The sequence below is a fragment of the Chitinivibrionales bacterium genome, from assembly GCA_035516255.1.
Classification (GTDB): Bacteria; Fibrobacterota; Chitinivibrionia; order Chitinivibrionales; family FEN-1185; genus FEN-1185.
This window is the reverse complement of sequence record DATJAL010000027.1, coordinates 18213-35768: the sequence shown is the minus strand read 5'-3', so window position 1 is coordinate 35768 and position 17556 is coordinate 18213. Positions and strand designations below refer to the sequence as shown.

At 58.9% G+C, this 17556-nt stretch carries 14 protein-coding genes; 5 read left to right on the top strand and 9 right to left on the bottom strand.

Translation table 11 applies throughout. The annotated features are described in order from the left end of the window. The first annotated feature begins 64 nt into the window (after positions 1-64). A complete protein-coding gene (locus VLX68_07905; protein ID HUI92154.1) occupies positions 65-1564 on the top strand; it encodes a hypothetical protein in 1500 nt (499 codons plus the stop codon). Between the two features lie 75 nt (positions 1565-1639). Here the strand turns inward: VLX68_07905 and pheA are convergent, their stop codons facing one another. The 9 genes from pheA to VLX68_07860 form a co-directional block, all read right to left on the bottom strand. After that, positions 1640-2491, bottom strand: a complete 852-nt coding sequence (gene pheA / locus VLX68_07900; GenBank protein ID HUI92153.1) for a prephenate dehydratase — start codon at positions 2489-2491, stop codon at positions 1640-1642. Next, positions 2491-2967 (bottom strand): NlpC/P60 family protein, encoded by a 477-nt coding sequence (locus VLX68_07895; protein HUI92152.1) that lies wholly within the window; start codon positions 2965-2967, stop codon positions 2491-2493. The genes pheA and VLX68_07895 overlap by 1 nt, the downstream gene beginning before the upstream one ends. A 541-nt stretch (positions 2968-3508) precedes the next feature. After that, a complete protein-coding gene (gene gatA / locus VLX68_07890) occupies positions 3509-4948 on the bottom strand; it encodes an Asp-tRNA(Asn)/Glu-tRNA(Gln) amidotransferase subunit GatA (protein HUI92151.1) in 1440 nt (479 codons plus the stop codon). Positions 4949-4964: 16 nt separating this feature from the next. Next, positions 4965-5261, bottom strand: coding sequence for a DUF4321 domain-containing protein (locus tag VLX68_07885; GenBank protein ID HUI92150.1), 297 nt, complete (start codon positions 5259-5261; stop codon positions 4965-4967). Positions 5262-5503: 242 nt separating this feature from the next. After that, positions 5504-6736, bottom strand: a complete 1233-nt coding sequence (locus tag VLX68_07880) for a trypsin-like peptidase domain-containing protein (GenBank protein ID HUI92149.1) — start codon at positions 6734-6736, stop codon at positions 5504-5506. A 198-nt stretch (positions 6737-6934) separates the two neighbouring features. After that, complete coding sequence (gene truA / locus VLX68_07875; GenBank protein HUI92148.1) at positions 6935-7678, bottom strand: tRNA pseudouridine(38-40) synthase TruA; 744 nt, start codon at positions 7676-7678, stop codon at positions 6935-6937. Positions 7679-7773: 95 nt separating this feature from the next. Further along, a complete protein-coding gene (locus VLX68_07870) occupies positions 7774-8904 on the bottom strand; it encodes a hypothetical protein (GenBank protein ID HUI92147.1) in 1131 nt (376 codons plus the stop codon). Next, on the bottom strand, positions 8901-10163 hold the full coding sequence (locus tag VLX68_07865) for a glycosyltransferase N-terminal domain-containing protein (protein HUI92146.1): 1263 nt from the start codon (positions 10161-10163) through the stop codon (positions 8901-8903). Before VLX68_07865 ends, VLX68_07870 begins: the two co-directional genes overlap by 4 nt. A 128-nt stretch (positions 10164-10291) precedes the next feature. Next, a complete protein-coding gene (locus VLX68_07860) occupies positions 10292-11737 on the bottom strand; it encodes a diguanylate cyclase (GenBank protein HUI92145.1) in 1446 nt (481 codons plus the stop codon). 359 nt (positions 11738-12096) lie between these two features. Here VLX68_07860 and VLX68_07855 point away from each other — a divergent pair, with 359 nt between their 5' ends. The 4 genes from VLX68_07855 to VLX68_07840 all read left to right on the top strand — a co-directional run bounded on the left by VLX68_07855 (position 12097) and on the right by VLX68_07840 (position 17538). Continuing rightward, positions 12097-13722 (top strand): hypothetical protein, encoded by a 1626-nt coding sequence (locus tag VLX68_07855; protein HUI92144.1) that lies wholly within the window; start codon positions 12097-12099, stop codon positions 13720-13722. Continuing rightward, positions 13719-14939 (top strand): hypothetical protein, encoded by a 1221-nt coding sequence (locus tag VLX68_07850; protein HUI92143.1) that lies wholly within the window; start codon positions 13719-13721, stop codon positions 14937-14939. Before VLX68_07855 ends, VLX68_07850 begins: the two co-directional genes overlap by 4 nt. Positions 14940-15050: 111 nt before the next feature. Next, on the top strand, positions 15051-15902 hold the full coding sequence (locus VLX68_07845; protein HUI92142.1) for a DUF4912 domain-containing protein: 852 nt from the start codon (positions 15051-15053) through the stop codon (positions 15900-15902). Between the two features lie 28 nt (positions 15903-15930). Then, positions 15931-17538, top strand: coding sequence for a 1,4-alpha-glucan branching protein domain-containing protein (locus VLX68_07840; GenBank protein ID HUI92141.1), 1608 nt, complete (start codon positions 15931-15933; stop codon positions 17536-17538). Positions 17539-17556: the final 18 nt, after the last annotated feature.

The window sequence follows — 17556 nt, the reverse complement described above, 5'->3', positions numbered from 1 at the left end:
TCTCCTGAACCATAACGTTGACAAATACCTCGCAAGACCATATAGTTTCATTGGAGGCCGCAGGGTGAAAAAACGCAACGACACAGCCGCCGTAAACGTTGACATGAAGAAACAGAGGAACGCTTCACGGCCGTACGATTTCAAACTTATTATCATCTTCATGGCGGCCTATATTGTGCTTCTTCTTCTGCCGCTCGTGTTCGGCGGCAAGCGCGAGGATCCCTTTTTCAGCTACAAAATAATGTGGCTCAACATCCTCGGCCATCACTACGGACTTCCGCCCGAAACGCCTAAACCGCTGTTTATTGTGCTGTGCGGTCTTTTATGGCACGGCGCGCTGTATTCCGTGATGTGCGCGTTTGGGGCCGGGGTGCTCTGGCTGCTCATGAAACTCGCCGTGCATTTCGGCGCGTCGTGTTGGACCGGGCTGGCCGCGTTCGTCCTGTTTATCGCCTGCAACACCACGGTGCTGCCCGAGTTCATCCTGTCGGCATATTACCCCATGCTGTACTTCTTTCTCCTGCTCGGCGGTGCCTACGCATTCATAAAAAAACGGCCGCTGCAGGCCTCTCTCTTCTTTCTCGGCGCAGGACTGGTGCGCCCCGAGGCGTGGGCGGTCCCCGCCCTCGTCATGCTGGTTTCGCGGTTCAGGCGGGAGCGGGGATTCTCCTGGTGGTACGCGCTCGCGTTCGCGGCGCCGCTGGTGTGGGCCCTGGTCGACCTGCGCATTGCGGGGTCCGCCACCTACTCCGGCGACGTGACGCAGGATTATATGGCGTCGCTCATGCTTGCGCCGGTGACCTTTGCGGGATACTGGCCCGCCACGCTTGACAATGTGATAAGCAGCTTCTTCTGGCCCGTGCACCTGGCGGGCCTGGCGGGGCTGTGCTACTTTGTGGTCCGGAAGCGTACCGACGATCACCTGCTCTTGGCCGCGCTCTTCCTGCTGCCGTTTCTTGCCTTCTGGCTCATGTCTTTTGTCAAGCCCGTCATCGTCCACGTGCGGTTTCTTTCGTTTCCCATGCTCCTGTGCTGCCTGTACCTGACGGTCGCCATGGCCGAATGGATCAAAAACAGGCTGATTTACACCGCGACATTCATCGCCCTGCTGAACTTCGGATTCAGGCACGACGTCATAAAAACAACGGTGTTGAACGTCATGGCCGACACGATAATTCAGGAAGCGAGGAAGCAGGTTCTCGGCGCGCTGCGCAAGATGGAAAAGCCGGCCGACGTGATTATCTGCGGCCGTTCGCTGGCATATTTTTCCTACCAATTGGGCGAAGAGGCGTCGGGGAAGATAGTATTATTTCGCGAAGTGGGGGCGAACAACAGCCCGCTGCGATGTGTCTCAAAGGGAATCGTGGTGTTTATCATCAACGACTTGGGCAGCAGTGACCTGGTGCAGTTCGAACAGCTGATGGGGGCGCAATCCCAGCGAACGGGCCCCTATGAATTTGCCTCCTTTTATAAAACCAAGAAAAATACCGGTTTTATCTACCTTTTCCAGCGCAAGAAGGACCGGCCGCTTCCGCAGGACTGCCCCGGATATGGTAAAAGGTAGGAAGCCTTTCAGTCGCCTTTGTCAACTTTGCCGCTCCTCTCGCCGTGATTGCTCTCCGTCAACGCATCAACCGGCCTACCTTTTTTTATACTCCGGGTGCACCAGCTTTCCCCGCTCGTACGAGCCGAGCACCCGGCAGAACACCGTGATCTCCCGCAGGTGGTTGAGCGCGTTTGCCTGGCGCTCCTCGCCGCTCCCGCCTGCAAAGTCGAGGTAAAACAGGTATTCGAAGGGTTTGCCGTGCACCGGCCGCGATTCGATCTTGAGCAGATCGACGTCGCGCAGCGCGAACACGCTCAGGCCCTTGAACAGCGCGCCGGGCATGTTCTTGAGCGAGAACACCACCGAGGTCTTGAGGCCGGCGCTGCGCCGCGGCAATGGCGCGGCTTTTTTGGACAGGATGAGGAACCGGGTGATGTTGGCCTTGTTGTCCTCGATGTTCTTGGCAAGAACGTTCATGTCGTAATCGATCGCGGCCTGGAGCGAGGCGATTGCCGCTGCGTCAAGGAGCCGGCAGTCCTTTATCTTGCGCACCGCCGCCGCGGTGTTGGACACGGGAACGCGCTCGGCCTGGGGCATTTTCCTGAGGAACTTTTTGCATTGCGCAAGCCCCTGCGGGTGTGAATACACGCGCATCACGTTGTGCGGCTTCACCCCGTGGTTTGCGATGAGATAATGGGAGACCCGTAAAAATATCTCGCCGGTGATGGAGAGATCGCCTTCCAGAAGCAGGTCGTAGTTCTGGTGGATGCTGCCGGTGAGCGAGTTCTCTATGGGAATGATGCCCTGAGCGGCCCTGCCGCGCTCCACCGCCACAAACACGTCCTCGAACTCGGGCACCGGTGCCAGCGAGTGGGCCGGCCCGAAATACTGGGCCGCGGCAAGCTCCGCAAACGCTCCCCTTTCCCCTGCAAACGCGATCTTCATCAGAAAATCCTCCTTACCATTGCAAAATGCTTTGTGTAATACTCGTCGTCAAGCCTGTCGTACCGCACGCCGCTTGATGTGCTCGCATGGACGAAGGAATTGCCGCCCATGTAAATGCCCACGTGGTTGACCGCGTTGAACACGCCGCCCTTGAAAAACATCAGGTCGCCGGGCCTCGCGTCGCGCACCGCAATACCGCGGCCGAGCCATTTGAGCTGCCGGGTGGAGCGGGGGAGCCTTGCATGGTTGAGCTCCCTGAACACCACGCACACGAAGCCCGAGCAATCGAACCCGCAGCGGTCCATGCCGCCGTTTTTGTACCGCACGCCGAGATAGGAGTCGGTGATTTTTTTCAATTTATCTTCAGGCACTTTGTAATCCTTGCGGTAATCGTAGTTCGCGGGAACGTAGTAATGGATTTTTCCCGAGGAGTCGGTGACGGCGCGGTAGGAAGCGGCGCAGGAGGAAAAAATCAAGACTACGCCGGTTGATATGCTTAACAGGAAGAGAAGATTTTTTATGGATTTGGAATCCATAGATGATAGGATAAAAATAATTAAAGAGGATGCAGGAATGTGTCCTTTACATGGTCTAAACAGTGAGGCAACGGTTTCAGTCAGGATAGAGGAATGAAATCAGCGGACAGCGGTCACCGGCCAGCAGTCAGCAAAGAACAATCAGTAAAACGAATCCCCCGCCCCCTTTCCCCGAATCAGGGAAAGGGGAGCGGAAACAGGTCTGTCGCAAGTCAGCCGTGGAAAGTAATCAGGTTATTGGACGACAGCAACCCCTTGACAGGCCCAGGGTGACGTTTGCAAATTCTTTTTTAGCAATCGTCCGCGGGTGCTCCCAGCGGATGGGTGAATCCTGCAAATCACGGTACCCGGCCGCACCCAGGAGGGGTGTGCCCCCGGATCGCCGGCGCACTCTTGAAAAAATTTATTAATAGCAATTAAGGTGCGCCGGAAGCCGGGGGCCAGGGGGAGACTTCCCCCTCCAATACTATTTTTATTAATATTATTTACTCTTCGTCAATTCCTGCACCGTAAACCCCAGTCTGATCAGCGTGTCTTCCCGCCATTTTGGCGCCATGAACTGCACGCCCACGGGAAGGCCGCCCGCGCTGCCGCACGGGACCGAGATGCCGGGGATAGCCGCGAGGTTGGCGGACACGGTGTAGATGTCGGTGAGGTACATCTGGAGCGGATCGTCGGTTTTTTCGCCGATCCTGAACGCGGGCGTTGCGGAGACCGGGGAGATCACCGCGTCGCATTTTGTAAACGCGCCGTCGAAGTCGCGGCCGATGAGCGTGCGCACCCGGGCCGCCTTGAGGTAATAGGCGTCGTAGTAGCCCGACGACAGCACGTAGGTGCCGAGCATGATGCGGCGCTTTACTTCCGGCCCGAACCCCTCGCGCCGCGTGGTCTGGTACATGTCGATGAGGGATTTCGGGTCTTTCGCGCGATACCCGTACTTGACGCCGTCGTAACGCGCGAGGTTGCTCGACGCCTCGGCCGTGCACACGATGTAGTAGGTGGCGATGCCGTACCCGAGGTTGGGGAGGGACACGTCGACGAAGGCGCAGCCCGCGGTTTTCAATTTCGCCATGGCCGATTCGATGAGGCGGCGCACCTCCGCGGACAGCCCCTCGCCGAAATATTCCTTGGGCACGCCGACGGTGAGGCCCTTCATGTCGCTCTTGTAAAGAAGCGGATCGTTTTCAAACCGCTTGCCAGCGCAGGTGGAGTCGCGTTTGTCAGGTCCGGATATCACCGAAAGCAGCAGCCCGAGGTCGCGTACGTCGGCGGCGATCGGGCCGATCTGGTCGAGCGACGACGCGAACGCCACGAGCCCGTAGCGCGACACCCTGCCGTAGGTGGGCTTGAGCCCGGGAACACCGCAGTGGCAGCACGGCTGGCGTATGGAGCCGCCGGTGTCCGATCCCAGCGCGAGCGGCACGAACCCCGCGGCAACGGCGGCCGCGCTGCCGCCGCTCGATCCGCCGGGAATATAGTCGGGGTTGCTGGGATTTCTTGTCACGCCGAAAAATGAATTTTCGGTGCTCGAGCCCATGGCGAATTCATCGAGGTTGGTCTTGCCCACGATCACGGCGCCTGCGGCAATGAGCGCCTCCACGACGCTTGCGTTGTAGGGCGGGATAAAATTTTCGAGGATCTTCGAGGCGCAGGTGGTGGCCGTGCCCTCGGTGCAGATGTTGTCTTTCACCGCGACCGGAATGCCGAACAGGGGCATTTTGTTTTTTGCCGGAGCAGGGAGTTTGTCAAGCTCTTCTGCGCGGGCGAGCGCGGCCTCGGGCTGGACCGAGATGAACGAATGGATGCCCTTGTCGCGTTCGGCAATAAGGCCGAGCGCGCGCGAAACGATCTCTTTGCTCGAGATTTTTCCCTTGCTGCATTGTTCGGCAACGCCCGACACGGGCCCGTCAAAGAAGTTCATTGAGCAGCGCCCCGTGTTACCGGTACCATCTGAACAGGTAGAGGCTCAGGGCCACGCCGACCAGGGAGAGCAGGTTGAATTTCATCTGGAACCCGAGCTGGAACTTGATCGCGGCCAGGTCGATGAGGAGCGGCTTGTTGTTTACGAAGTCGCCGAACCCGAAGCTGATATTGTAGGTGAACAGGTTCTTCACCACGTTGCTGGATCCCGGGATGAGGGTGAACAGCGTGCTGAGGTATGCGCCGATGAGGATGCCCACGATGACGATGAGGATCAGGGTCCAGATGTTTCTGTCTTTGAAGCCGATTGCCATAATTTATTTCCTTCCGGGCGATTTAAAAAAATTTGTCGGATGACCGCTCGCCATCATGTCATTCCCGCGTACGCGGGAAAACGACTATAACTGCATGCAACACTGCGGGAGTTTGGGTTCATGCCAATCCATTTTTCCCGAATGGATCCCCGATCGGGCTCGGGGATGACAACGCCAACAACGGACGAAAAAGTTACTCTAAATATAGTTTTTATGCGGTGGTTATATCGCATTGTAAATAATCAATGCCCCTTGTACTCTCCCAACACGATCGTGGTGTTGTAAGTTTTTCCTTTTCTCACGTAGGAGATGCCGACCGTGTCGCCCACGAAATAATCGAGAAAGAACCCGCCGATGTCGGCCGACGACCTGATCTCCCGTCCGCCCATCTGCACGATGATGTCGCCGCGGGTGAGTTTTGCCGTTTCGCCCGGGCTCTTCTTGGTGATTTCCGATATGACAACCCCGGTGGTGCGGTCGTAGCCGAGCGCCAGCGCGAGGGAGCGGTTGAGGTCCTGCACCGAGATGCCCGTGTAGATCATGCGGCGTTTTCCATAGGCGATGAGCTCCTTTGAAACGCGCTTCGCCCGGTCGATGGGGATGGCGAAGCCGATGCCGATGGAGCCGCGGTACGAATCGCTGCCGGTGAAGATGAAGGTGTTGATGCCGATCACCTCGCCGAGCGCGTCCACGAGCGGCCCGCCCGAATTGCCCTGGTTGATGGCCGCGTCGGTCTGGATCATGCCCTGGTAATACACGCCCTCGCTCGGTGCGAAGTTGCGGTCGACCGCCGAGATGACGCCCACGGTCACGGTGGGCCGCGCGTCGTTGATGAAGAACCCGAACGGGTTGCCGATGGCGATGGCCCATTCGCCGATCATGAGGTTGTCGGAGCTGCCGAGCTTTGCAAAGGGGAAATTGTCGCCCTTGGCCGCCACCACGGCGAGGTCGGTCTGCGGGTCCACGCCCACTACGCGGCCCTCGGCCTGGTGGCCGTCCGAAAACGTCACGAACAGCTTCTGCGCGCCTTCAACGACATGGTAGTTGGTGAGAATGAAGCCGTCCCTGGAAAACAGAAAGCCCGAACCCATGCGCTCGACCTCCTTGACGCGGGGCACGAGCTCCGGCGCAAAGAAGAAATCGAAAAACTCGTCGGAGGAATAGGAGCGCCGTACCACCTGCAGCTGCGTCACGGTGATGCCCACCACGCACGGCGAGATCATTTTCGTGGCCCGCACGATGGCATTCGAGCGCGTGCCCTCAACGGCCGGAATGTTTGCGCCATGGCTTGCTTCCAGCGCCGCTGCCGAGGCGGTGTCGGCTTTCTGCAACAGGGCCGTTTGCGATTCCCCGGCCTTATTATACCGTTTGAAAATTTCCGCTCCCGCAATTCCTCCCACGATGAGGCCGAGAACGAGGAAAAGAATGTAAAGCCCCGTTTTCCCGGCGGACGACGATAAAATTCTTTTTTGCATGGTGGTTCTTTCTAAAAAAGATAAAGTAAAACCGGGCGCCCCGCCGAAGACGGCGGCGGGCCCCCTTTCGGGCTCGGCTATACGCCTCGTTGCCGGACCGCCCTGGCCCGTCGGCGAACTTATATTTTGTCAATCGCCATCGTGACTCCAATCGAAAAGTCAGTTATACAACATCTTTTTAACTTTACCGGAATATTTTTATACATTGTCATTAATCCCAGGATATTCCACATAATCAAGCACAAGCCCGCACGCCGGCGCGGTTTCGCCGGCTTTTTTTCGGTCTTTACTTTCGATAATGTCCCTGATCGTCGTGTCCAGCCTTCCTCTTCCGATGTCAATGAGCGTTCCCACAATGGAGCGCACCATTTTATACACGAACCGGTCGGCGGCTATTAAAAATACCCTGTTGCCGGCCTCCAGCGAAAGCGATGCCTCCGAAACGGCGCATACCATGTTTTCGGTGGTCGTGTCGCTCGAGCAGAAGGCGGAGAAATCATGCGTGCCGAGCAGCAGAGGGATATTTTTTTGCACCTTGTCCCAGTCCACGTCGTAAAACACCATCCATACCCTTTTGTAAAAAAGCGGCTTTTTCCTTTCGGCAAGGTAATACTTGTAGCGCCGCTTCTTCGCCGAATACCGCGCGTGGAAATCGTCTGCGACCCGCTGCATGCCGTACACGCAGATGCCGTCGGGAAGCACGGCGTTCAGCGAGTGTTCGCATTTCGCAACGTCGATCGGCACCGGAACGTCAACGTGCGCGCCCTGTGCGCGCGCGTGCACGCCCGCGTCGGTACGGCCCGCCCCGGTCACCGTGCATTCGCAACGAAGCACGGTCGCAAACGTGCTGGACAGCGCGTCCTGGATGCTCGGCGCGTTGGTCTGCGACTGCCACCCGCCAAATCCGGTGCCGTCGTATTCGACGCGGAAGAAATAGCGCATGAAACGGTTCTGTTTCGGTTAAAAGCAATGATCCTGATTTTTCCCTTGGTAAAGCCCGCGCGTGGGTGAACCCTCTGGTCATTGATTCTTAATTGTCAATTCTGGCCGCCCCTCACGATCCGGTAGCAGAACACCTGAAACCCCGCCTTCGAATCGTCGTACCTTCCCGTCTTGAGCCCCGTGTCGAATTCGGCGAGCAGGCAGAAAATCCGCTTGTACTGGCCGGCGGTGAACGACAGCGCCTGTTCGATCAGCCGCGGCTTTATAACGGCCGGAAACAGGCGGCCCTGCTGGCCCGCCGAAAGGACGGCGGCCGCCACGGCGATCTCGAGCGCCGCGTCGTTCTGCTGCTGCCGTCCGACGGATCGGTAGTTCCTGAGCGTTCCGGGATTCGCCTTTGTAAATTCCGATATCCTGAACAACGACCAGAAATGCCGGAACACCGCGCCCACGTACGGCGGGAGATACACGCTCGCGGCGTAGATGGATTCGATGATCTCCAGCGCCCGCGCCATGTTTTTCTCGCCGAGGGCCTGGGCGAGTTCATACTGGGTCGCCTGCCGGGTAGCGCCGGCGACCGTATCGATCACCGCGCGGCTTATCGCCGCCGCGGGCTCGAGGAAAAGGTCTATCTTCTGGAGCTCCGAATGCAGCACCGCGGTGTCGGCGCCCACGAGGTCAACGAGATGCTCGGCGTCGTCCCTCGTGATGCGCCTCCCGAACAGGTGCGCCGCCTGCGCCCCGACCCATTCGGCCATTTTATAATCGGGCGGCCTGGGGAACGTTTCGATGAGGAACTTTTGCGGCTCCTTCACGGCGCGCTCCTCAAAATCGCCGAGCCAGGCGCCGTATTTCTTGGACAGCGCCGCTTCCTTTGATTTTTTCGCGGCCCGCAGCTTTTCGGTCTCCATGACCACGAGCGCGTCCGCCGCGTCGGCGCCGAAAACCGCGGCGAGCTGCCCGAGTTCCTTGTCGTCAAGAAGGTGCACGTCCGGGATCACGAAAACGCGCAGCGGCGACAGCAGCGACGGCGTGAGGATGCCTTCGCAGAATTCATCGAACGGCGCATCCTGGCCGCCGTAGCGGTGCACCTCGGCCCCGGGCTGCTGCTTTTTAACCGCGGCGATGAGGTCGGCGGCGGCGAGCTCGCGGCTGGTGATGTCGTCGCCCGCGAGCAAGACAAAACGGAGCTGCAGACCGCCGGAACCGGAAAAAAGGTTGTTCATGGGATGAGGTCTTCGATGGAATGGCTTTTGCCGTTTATCGCGGCGGAAAACGCGGCCTGCGCCTTTTGGAATTTTTCCTTGCCGCGCAGCGCCTGAGCGATGAGCCCGGCAAGCTCCCGGCCGTTGCCGGCGCAAAACGCGACCCCGGCGCCGAGAAGCGTGTCGCCGCTTTCCTGTTGGGTGCGGTAGTTGGACCCGAAAAAAAGCGGGATGCCGAACTGCGCCGCGTCCCACATGTTATGGCCGCCGGTGGTGTCAAAGGTGCCGCCCACGATTGCCGCGTCCGCGATTTTATACATGGCCTCGAGTACGCCCATTTTTTCCACGATGCACACGTCCCATCCGTGCGGCGCGCTCATGTCGTGCAGGCGCAGGGTCCCGTTGCCCAGCTCCCGGGCGAGCGCTGCGCCGTCTTTGAGGTGCCGCGGCACCACGATACACCGGGCGGAAATCCCCCTGCGTTTCAGGGCGTCGAGGGCGTCCTTGACAACCGCGCCTTCTCCGGCGTGGAGGCAGCCGGCCGTGATGCAGGTTTCCTGCGAAGAAATACCCATGTCGCCGCGGAGTCTGGTCCGTTCTTCCCTCGGCGTCGGCCGTATGGCAACATAACTTTTGAGGTTACCGGTCACGCGTATCGCCGCGGGCGCCACGCCGAGCCGGGCGAACCGGGCCGCGTAGGCTTCGTTCTGCGCGAGCACCGCGTCGGGATAGCGCAACAGCGGGGACAGCAGCCAGGCAAAGCGCCGGTACCATGCGAGCGAGTCTTCTTCGATGCGCGCGTTTGCGAGCCCCACCGGCACGCGCCGGTCGCGGCAGGCAAGGAGCATGGCCGGCCACAGCTCCGTTTCCATGAGCCACACGCGCGAGACCGAGAATGTTGACAGAAGGGATTTCATGAGGTGGAGCGTGTCCAGCGGCAAAAATCCCGCGGCGATGATGTCGTCCCCGCCGCATTGCCTGAGGTAATCAACGCCCGTGCGCGTGGCCGCGGTGAGCACGTATTTCTGGCCTGGGTGTCTGTTGCGCAGCATGGCGAGAAACCTGGCAAGCAGCTTGCACTCGCCGAGCGATGCGGCGTGGATCCACACCGCGGAAGAAGAGGCGCGACCGGGCCGCGGCAGCGGAATCGCGGCGCGGGAAGCGATGTCCCATTTATGCCACAGCGGCGTGGGGCGTAAGAGAAAAAGCGCCATGAGCCTGGCGGATTCCATGATCATGCTGTAGGTGTAGACGATCAGGCGAAGCAGGGGATGCGTCATAGAAAAATACGGATTACCTTATTCTCTCTCATGTATGGAGTTTCTTGCTCCAAAGAATGACGTTTCATACCTTGTTAGATAGTAGCATCTCTCGAAATATTTCAAAAAATTTTATCACGGTGCCCGCATCAGCTCACCGTTAATCGGTTCTTGCCGTCGGCCTTCGACTGGTACATCGCCTTGTCCGCTTCGCCGATGAGCTGGTCTTTGGGCTTGGGATTTTTTCCGTTGTACATGGAGAGGCCCAGGCTGACCGTGTAGGGGATATTTTTCCGGGGATGGTCGTACGGCACCGCCGAGATTTCCTTGCACAGCCGCCGTCCCAGGATCGCGGCGCCCTCGGCCCCGGTGTCTGGCAGGATGAGCGCGAATTCCTCGCCGCCGTACCGCGCAAAGACGTCGGCGCGCCGGATCATGTCAAGCACGCGTGAGACCAGGTGCCTGAGCACCGCGTCGCCCACCAGGTGGCCGTGCGCATCATTGATTTTCTTGAAATCGTCGATGTCCATGAAGATGAGGCCGAACACGGCGCCGCTCCGGTCGGCCCGGGCGATCTCCCGGCCGAGGATTTCGTGGAACGAGCGGTGATTGGCGATGGCGGTGAGCCCGTCGGTGCGCGCCAGCAGCTTGGAATGCATGTCGAGGTACGAATGCTCGATGACCGAGGAGATGAACGACGTGAACACGTGGAGAAACTGGTGCTCGTCGGGCGCGGGAGAATATCCCTTTTTACCGAAAACGGCGAGCGCGCCGATATGGTTGCCCATGACGGTGAGCGGCAGTACGAACGGGGCTGCTTTTTCCGGAAAAGCGGCGGTGCCGCGCCTGCCGCCGAGGATTGAGAGGTGGAGCGCGCCCCTGGCGAACGCGGCAACGTCAAGGAAGGGGAATGCCTTGTCCCAGTTGTCAATAATTGCCTTCCTGATGGCGCCGGAGTCCGCCGGGCATGCGCCCGGCATGGCGAACAGCTCGCTGATGCCGCAGCAACGGACCCCGACGGCACTGAAGAGCGAGCCGGTGCGCCGGTTCACCTCATAAAGGACCGTCCGCATCACCTCGGGGATTTCGAGCGAGAGCATCAGCCGGTGTGAAAAAAGGAACAGCGAGGTGACATCGTTGACATGCACTTTGACGTCGGGTTCGATATGGTTTGTCTGCCGCAGGAGCATGACGCTTTTAAGGTGGAAAAGCCGGTTGGCGATGGACTTTTCAACCTGGTAGCGGAGATCGTCGAGCGACAGCGGCTTGAGAAGGTACGATGAAACGCCTACGGTCACGGCCTCGGCTGCGGTCTCGACGGAATCATGACCCGTGACGACCAGGAGTTCGGTGTATTCGTCCTTCCCGCGCGCCTCGCGCAATACGTCGAGTCCGGAAAGGTCGGGCAGCTTGACGTCCGCGATTACGATGTCGAAGCTGCGTGATTTGATGAGCTCGAGTGCGTCGCGGCCGTTGCCGCAGGTGGTGACGCGGCAGACCGCCTTGAGTGTCGTTTCCATCAGGTCGCAGATGACTTTTTCATCGTCAACGACAAGAGCGTCGCACTCGTCCGGCCGTTTAACCAGCGTGCTCATAAATATAAAAGGTCCCGCTTTGCAAATGGCAGTGTCGGAATTGAATGGCACGGCCCGCGTCTTCCCCGCGACTCGGCGCGGGGTTTGCGGGCGACTATATTCTGTTTCCATAGCCAGGGAAGAATCCCCGCCGCTTTGGGCCGGGATTCTTCAATGTCTTCAAGCCGTCTCTGTAAAAATAATATAGTAATTGATGCTGCCGCGGTGCCACGGTAAAAAACCATATAATAATTGGGCGCCCGAACGTAATTACAAAGCCGTAGATAATGGGTTTGACATTTTTAAACTGCAAACCTATATTATCACAATTATTTAAACGTCGGTTTTCCGCTTTTTTTTCCCAATTTATGGCATAACTGATGAAAACACATTCAATGGCGGCACTGGTTTTCGGATTGTTCATCGTTTTTGTGCTTTCGTGCACGTCGCCCTTTTCGCCGTCAACCGACCTGGGCAAACAGGTGCTGGACAGCGTTGATTCGAGCCTCACGGCGCTTACGGCGGGATTTAAATCGGTGAGCGGCCTCAACATCCCAATCGTCAGTGCAAAGAGCATTGTTTTGGGCGGGGCGGACACAAGCACGTTTGTGGTAAAGTCCGGCGACCATCCGCTCACGTTTCTGGCCGGAAGCCTGGGCGACGACAGCGCGTTCGGCTATGCTGAATTGCACGCGTCCACGTCCATCTTGACAAGCCTGCGCACGGAGGCCAACGGCATTGCCGACAGCATCAATCTTCTGCTGTACTACGATTCGACGAACAACGACTGGCAATACGGGAACACCAACACCATCCAGGTGTTTCTCTGCTCGCGCAAATGTTTTCCGCTGGTTCGCAACGATCTCACCGTGACCCAGAATTTTTTGCCCTGCACCACGATCACCTTTAACCGCGCCGTTGCGCACGACACCTTTAACATTTCCCTCGGACTCGGCATGATCTCCCTGCTGAGGACCGAGGCGTCCGATTCCACCACCCGCGTAAAGTATATCGCGGAAATAGATACGGTATATACCGCGGACACGGCTGTCCGGACCGTCGGCCTCTTTACCGGCATTGATTCCGTGGTGGTTTTGAAGCCTGCGATATATGGAGACACGGCGATTTTCGCCGTCATGGCCGAGCATTTCAGCACGCCGCCCCCCGTCACCTCGTTTACTTGGGACACGCTTTTCCCCGTGAACAGGGTCGATGCGGTTCAAGCGGCAAGGAACGGCGATTCCGCCGTGATCACGTATTACACGAGCCGTTACGCTCGCTTCGACACGACCTTTGTCCACGATTCAACGGAGAAATTCATCGGCGCGGTGAGCGTGCAGGCGTCGGGCGGCGGCCTCGTGCGGTTCAGCGGCAAGCCCGCGTTCCAGATCTTTTACCGCGCGCATCCCACCGACCTTACGCCGCAGAACACCATCGTTTTAAGCCCTTACTACGACATCTGCGTTTCCGAAAAAAAACCGCTTCCCGCGGATTCGCTCGTGGCGTCATGGCAGGCCGACCGGTTCATTGAACTCACCATGGACCTGCGGCCGCTGTGGGATTCCATGGGAACGGCGGGAAACGGGAAAATCTTCAGGATCGTGCAGAACGTGACTTTCCCGTTGAATGCCACGGATCCTTTGTGGGAAAGAGTCGGAGTTGACACGACAAGAACGGTCGTCTACGGTCTGTTCGATCACCAGATAACCGGTTCACGCGCCAACAACCTTGGCACGCGGGATTCCCTGAGCTCCGTCATGACAACGGGCATCAATGAGGGGTGGTTGAAGAGCGCGTTCATAACCGTCAACCCCACTCCGACGGAGCTTTCCCTTCAGCTGGCGGTGTTTCTCCAGGACCTGTACAACACGGGAAAACCGTCAACGGGATATCTGTACCTGTTTGTCAAACCCGATGTCCATTTTTCGCGGTTGATTTTAGAGAACAAGAAGGCCGCCACCTGTGATGTGGTGTTTTCCAATCCTCAATGGCAGCGGACGCAATGATGCGCAACTTATTTCTTGTCATTCTGTGCGCGGCAATCGCGGCCTCCGTGGTAGGCCAGTCGCTCCTCGGGATCACGTTTCCCTACGGCGTGCCGGTGCAGACGAATTCCGGGATGACGCTCACCATGGGCGGCGCGGGAAGCGCGGTGGCGGGGGAGCACAGCGTCATGCTCAAGAACCCCGCCAACCTTGGCACCATCGACCGCACCGTTTTTTCCGCGCTGTTTTCGGTGGACATGCTCCGCATCTCCGACGCCGGCGAGCATTCGAATTTCCTTTCCTTCACCCCCTCGCAGGTGTCCATAGGCATCCCGTTCGGCGTTGCCGGTACCATGGGGCTTTCGTACGACCTGCGCGGAGACCGCAGCGCTTTTTTCAGGAGCAAAACGGTGAGCGGCTACGCCGACAGTATTCTGCTTGGGTTTGCGGCGCGGGGCGGGCTGGTGTCGTGGCAGGCGGGATGGGGGTACGACATTATGCATTTTGTCAATATCGGACTTTCGTACGAACGCGTCTATCTTGACGCGGAACAGACCCGTTTGTCAACGATCTACTATCAGGGCGTCGAAACAGATTCGCGCGACAGCACCCTGTTTGCCGGCTGGAACAACGGCGTCCGCGCCGGCGTGCTCGTCCCCGTGGGCAAGGTGAAGCTTGCCGCCGCCGGCGAATACTTTTTCACCGGCGACCTGGAGACCTTTTCCGGGGTGTATCCGAGCAGCAGCAACGTACCGGCGGCAAACACCTACACCGACCAGAAGGCCTCCCTGCGGCTGCCGCCGTCGCTGACGCTCGGCATCAGCTGGGACATCTCGCCGGAATGGCTCGCGGCGTCCGATGTTAACTTCGGGTTCTGGCAGGCTTCGGAATTCCCGGACGTTCTCTCCCAACCCGGTGTGGCCACCACCACAGGATTTTCTCTCGGCGCGCAATACATCCCTGCGCCCAACTTGCTCATGCCCAGGTACTGGGAAACGATCCGCTACCGCGCCGGCATCAGGTACACGGAGCTTCCGGGAAAAGGTTCCCACGAATACACGCTGAGCCTTGGCGCCGGATTTCCGCTGGGCAAGGGGTTCGGGATCCTGGACCTCGGGCTTGAAATCGGCAGACGCGAGAGCGGTCTATTCAAGGACTACAGCGAAGACATGGTGCGCATCGTGATCGGGTTCAACGGCGGGCATAAGTGGGCGAGTCCGGTAAAAGGGACGTATTAAAAACGGTAAAAAGTTCAAAGTTGACAGCTGAACGTTGAACGACCTGACCCAATTACTTTCACCATTAAACTTTCAACGTCCAACGGTGGTGTGATTTATCTTGAGGTGATAATGCCGATAAAAACAAAAAAAGCGACGGACAAGAAGAAAAAAAACCGCGTTATGCACAGGGCTTCTCCTCGCACCGCTCCGCGTGCGGCCGCTAAAAAACGCGCCGCAGCGCGGCCCGTAAAAAACGGACGGCCGGATATTGTTGCGTCCGCTCCTGCGTCAATCAGTAAAAAAGCGGGCCGGCCCGCATCAACGAATATCGTGAAGTCCCAAACAGCAATTGAAAAGCCCGCTTCCCCGAAAAAAACAACTGACGGCGTTGGAAAAACATCGGCGCCGGTTTTTTCTATTGGCCGGGAACCGCCCATGGGGCCGAAATACTTTTTCTCCACCGAGATCCCCGGCACCTACAACGAAACCTACATGCGTGCGCTGCCGCGCGACCAGCAGTGGGTCTTTGCCTACTGGGAAGTCTCGGGCGAGACCATCGAACTCATGCGGCGGCACGTGGGCGCCGACGTATACAGCAAATCCACGTGGGTGCTCCGTGTGCTTGACGTGAGCGACATCTTCTACGACGGCACCAACGCGTGGCGCCAGATGGACATCGAGCTTGCGCCCTACGCCTCGAGCTGGTACGTCAAGGTGTGGGAGGCCGGCCGCACCTACATGCTCCAGTGCGGCATCGTGACGCCGGAAAAAAAGTTCTACAGCGCGGTCAATTCCAACGCGGTGCAGGTGCCGCGCGCCGGCGTGTCTTCGGTGCTCGACGAGGAATGGAGCACCGCCTGCACCGACGAGCTGATCCGGCTGGGCCTCAGGCGCGGGTTCGGATCGAGCGAAAATTCCTCACGGGTATCATCCGGCGGCCCCGCCGGCGGATCGGGTTCCGGTTCGGGTTCGCTTGAGTGACCGCAGCACCTTTCTTTCTGGGAATACGATGAACGCCGCCGCACCCATTCATGAGCCGAAAGGCCACCTCTGCCTCGTCCTGCACGCGCACCTTCCCTTTGTGCGTCACCAGGAATGCGACTACATCCTTGAGGAAAACTGGCTGTTCGAGGCGATCACCGAAACCTATCTTCCGCTCCTCGCGGTGTTCGAAAAGCTTGCCGCCGACGGCGTGCCCTTCAAGATCACCATGACCATGACCCCGCCGCTCACCACGATGCTCACCGATGGCCTGTTGCAGCAGCGCTACGTGCGGCACCTCGACCGGCTCATCGAGCTTGCCGGCAAGGAGTGCGTCCGCACCAAAAGCGAGCCCGCGTTCCACGCCGTGGCGCAGATGTATCTTGACAAATTCACCGCCTGCCGGCGCATGTTCGTGGACGCCAGCGGCTGCGACATCGTCAAGAATTTCAAGGCGCTCCAGGATCAGGGCGTGCTCGAGATCATCACCTGCGGCGCGACCCACGGGTTCCTTCCGACCATGCAGTTCAACCCCAACGCGGTGCGGACCCAGGTGCAGGTGGCGGTCGAGTCGTACCGCGAGACGTTCGGCAGGAAGCCCGTGGGCATGTGGCTGCCCGAGTGCGGGTACTACAACGGGCTCGAGAAATTCCTCGAGGAGGCGGGCATCCTCTATTTCTTCTGCGACGCGCACGGCATCCTGTTCGGCGAGCCGAGGCCCAAATACGGCGTGTTCGCGCCGGTGTTCTGCAAGGGCACGCACGTGGCCGCGTTCGGCAGGGACATCGAGTCGTCGAAATCGGTGTGGAGCTCCAAGGAGGGCTATCCCGGCGATTTTGACTACCGAGAATTCTACCGCGACATCGGCTTTGACCTCGACATCGATTACATCAGGCCCTACATCGACCCCATCGGCACGCGCATCAACACCGGCATCAAATACTTCCGGATCACGGGCAAGAACGACCGCAAGGAGCCCTACGATCGCCAGGCCGCGCTGGCGAAGGCCGCCGAGCACGCGGGCAATTTCATGTTCAACCGGGAGAAGCAGGTGGAATACCTCGCCTCCATCATGGACCGGCCGCCCCTCATCGTCGCGCCATACGACGCGGAGCTGTTCGGCCACTGGTGGTACGAAGGGCCCGAATGGCTCGATTTCCTCGTGCGCAAGATCGCCTACGACCAGAGCACCGTCGCATTGTGCACTGCGTCGGACTACCTCACCGCCAACCCGCGCAACCAGCTCTGCAGCCCCTCGTTCTCGAGCTGGGGCTACAAGGGCTATTCGGAGGTGTGGCTCGAGGGCAGCAACGACTGGCTCTACCGGCACCTTCACAAAATGGAAGAACGGATGGTGGAGGTGGCGCGCGCGCACACCGACCCGGACGCCGTGCTCCACCGCGCGCTCAACCAGATGGCGCGCGAGCTCCTGCTCGCGCAGTCGAGCGACTGGGCGTTCATCATGAAGACCGGCACCATGGTGCAATACGCGGTGCGGCGCTCAAAGGAGCACATCGCGAACTTCAACCGGCTGTACGACGACATCCAGAAAGAGCGCATCGACGAGAATTTTCTTTCGCTTCTCGAATCGCACAATAATATATTTCCTCATATAAATTACCGCGTGTATGCCTGAGGCGCGGGGCGTCTTTTT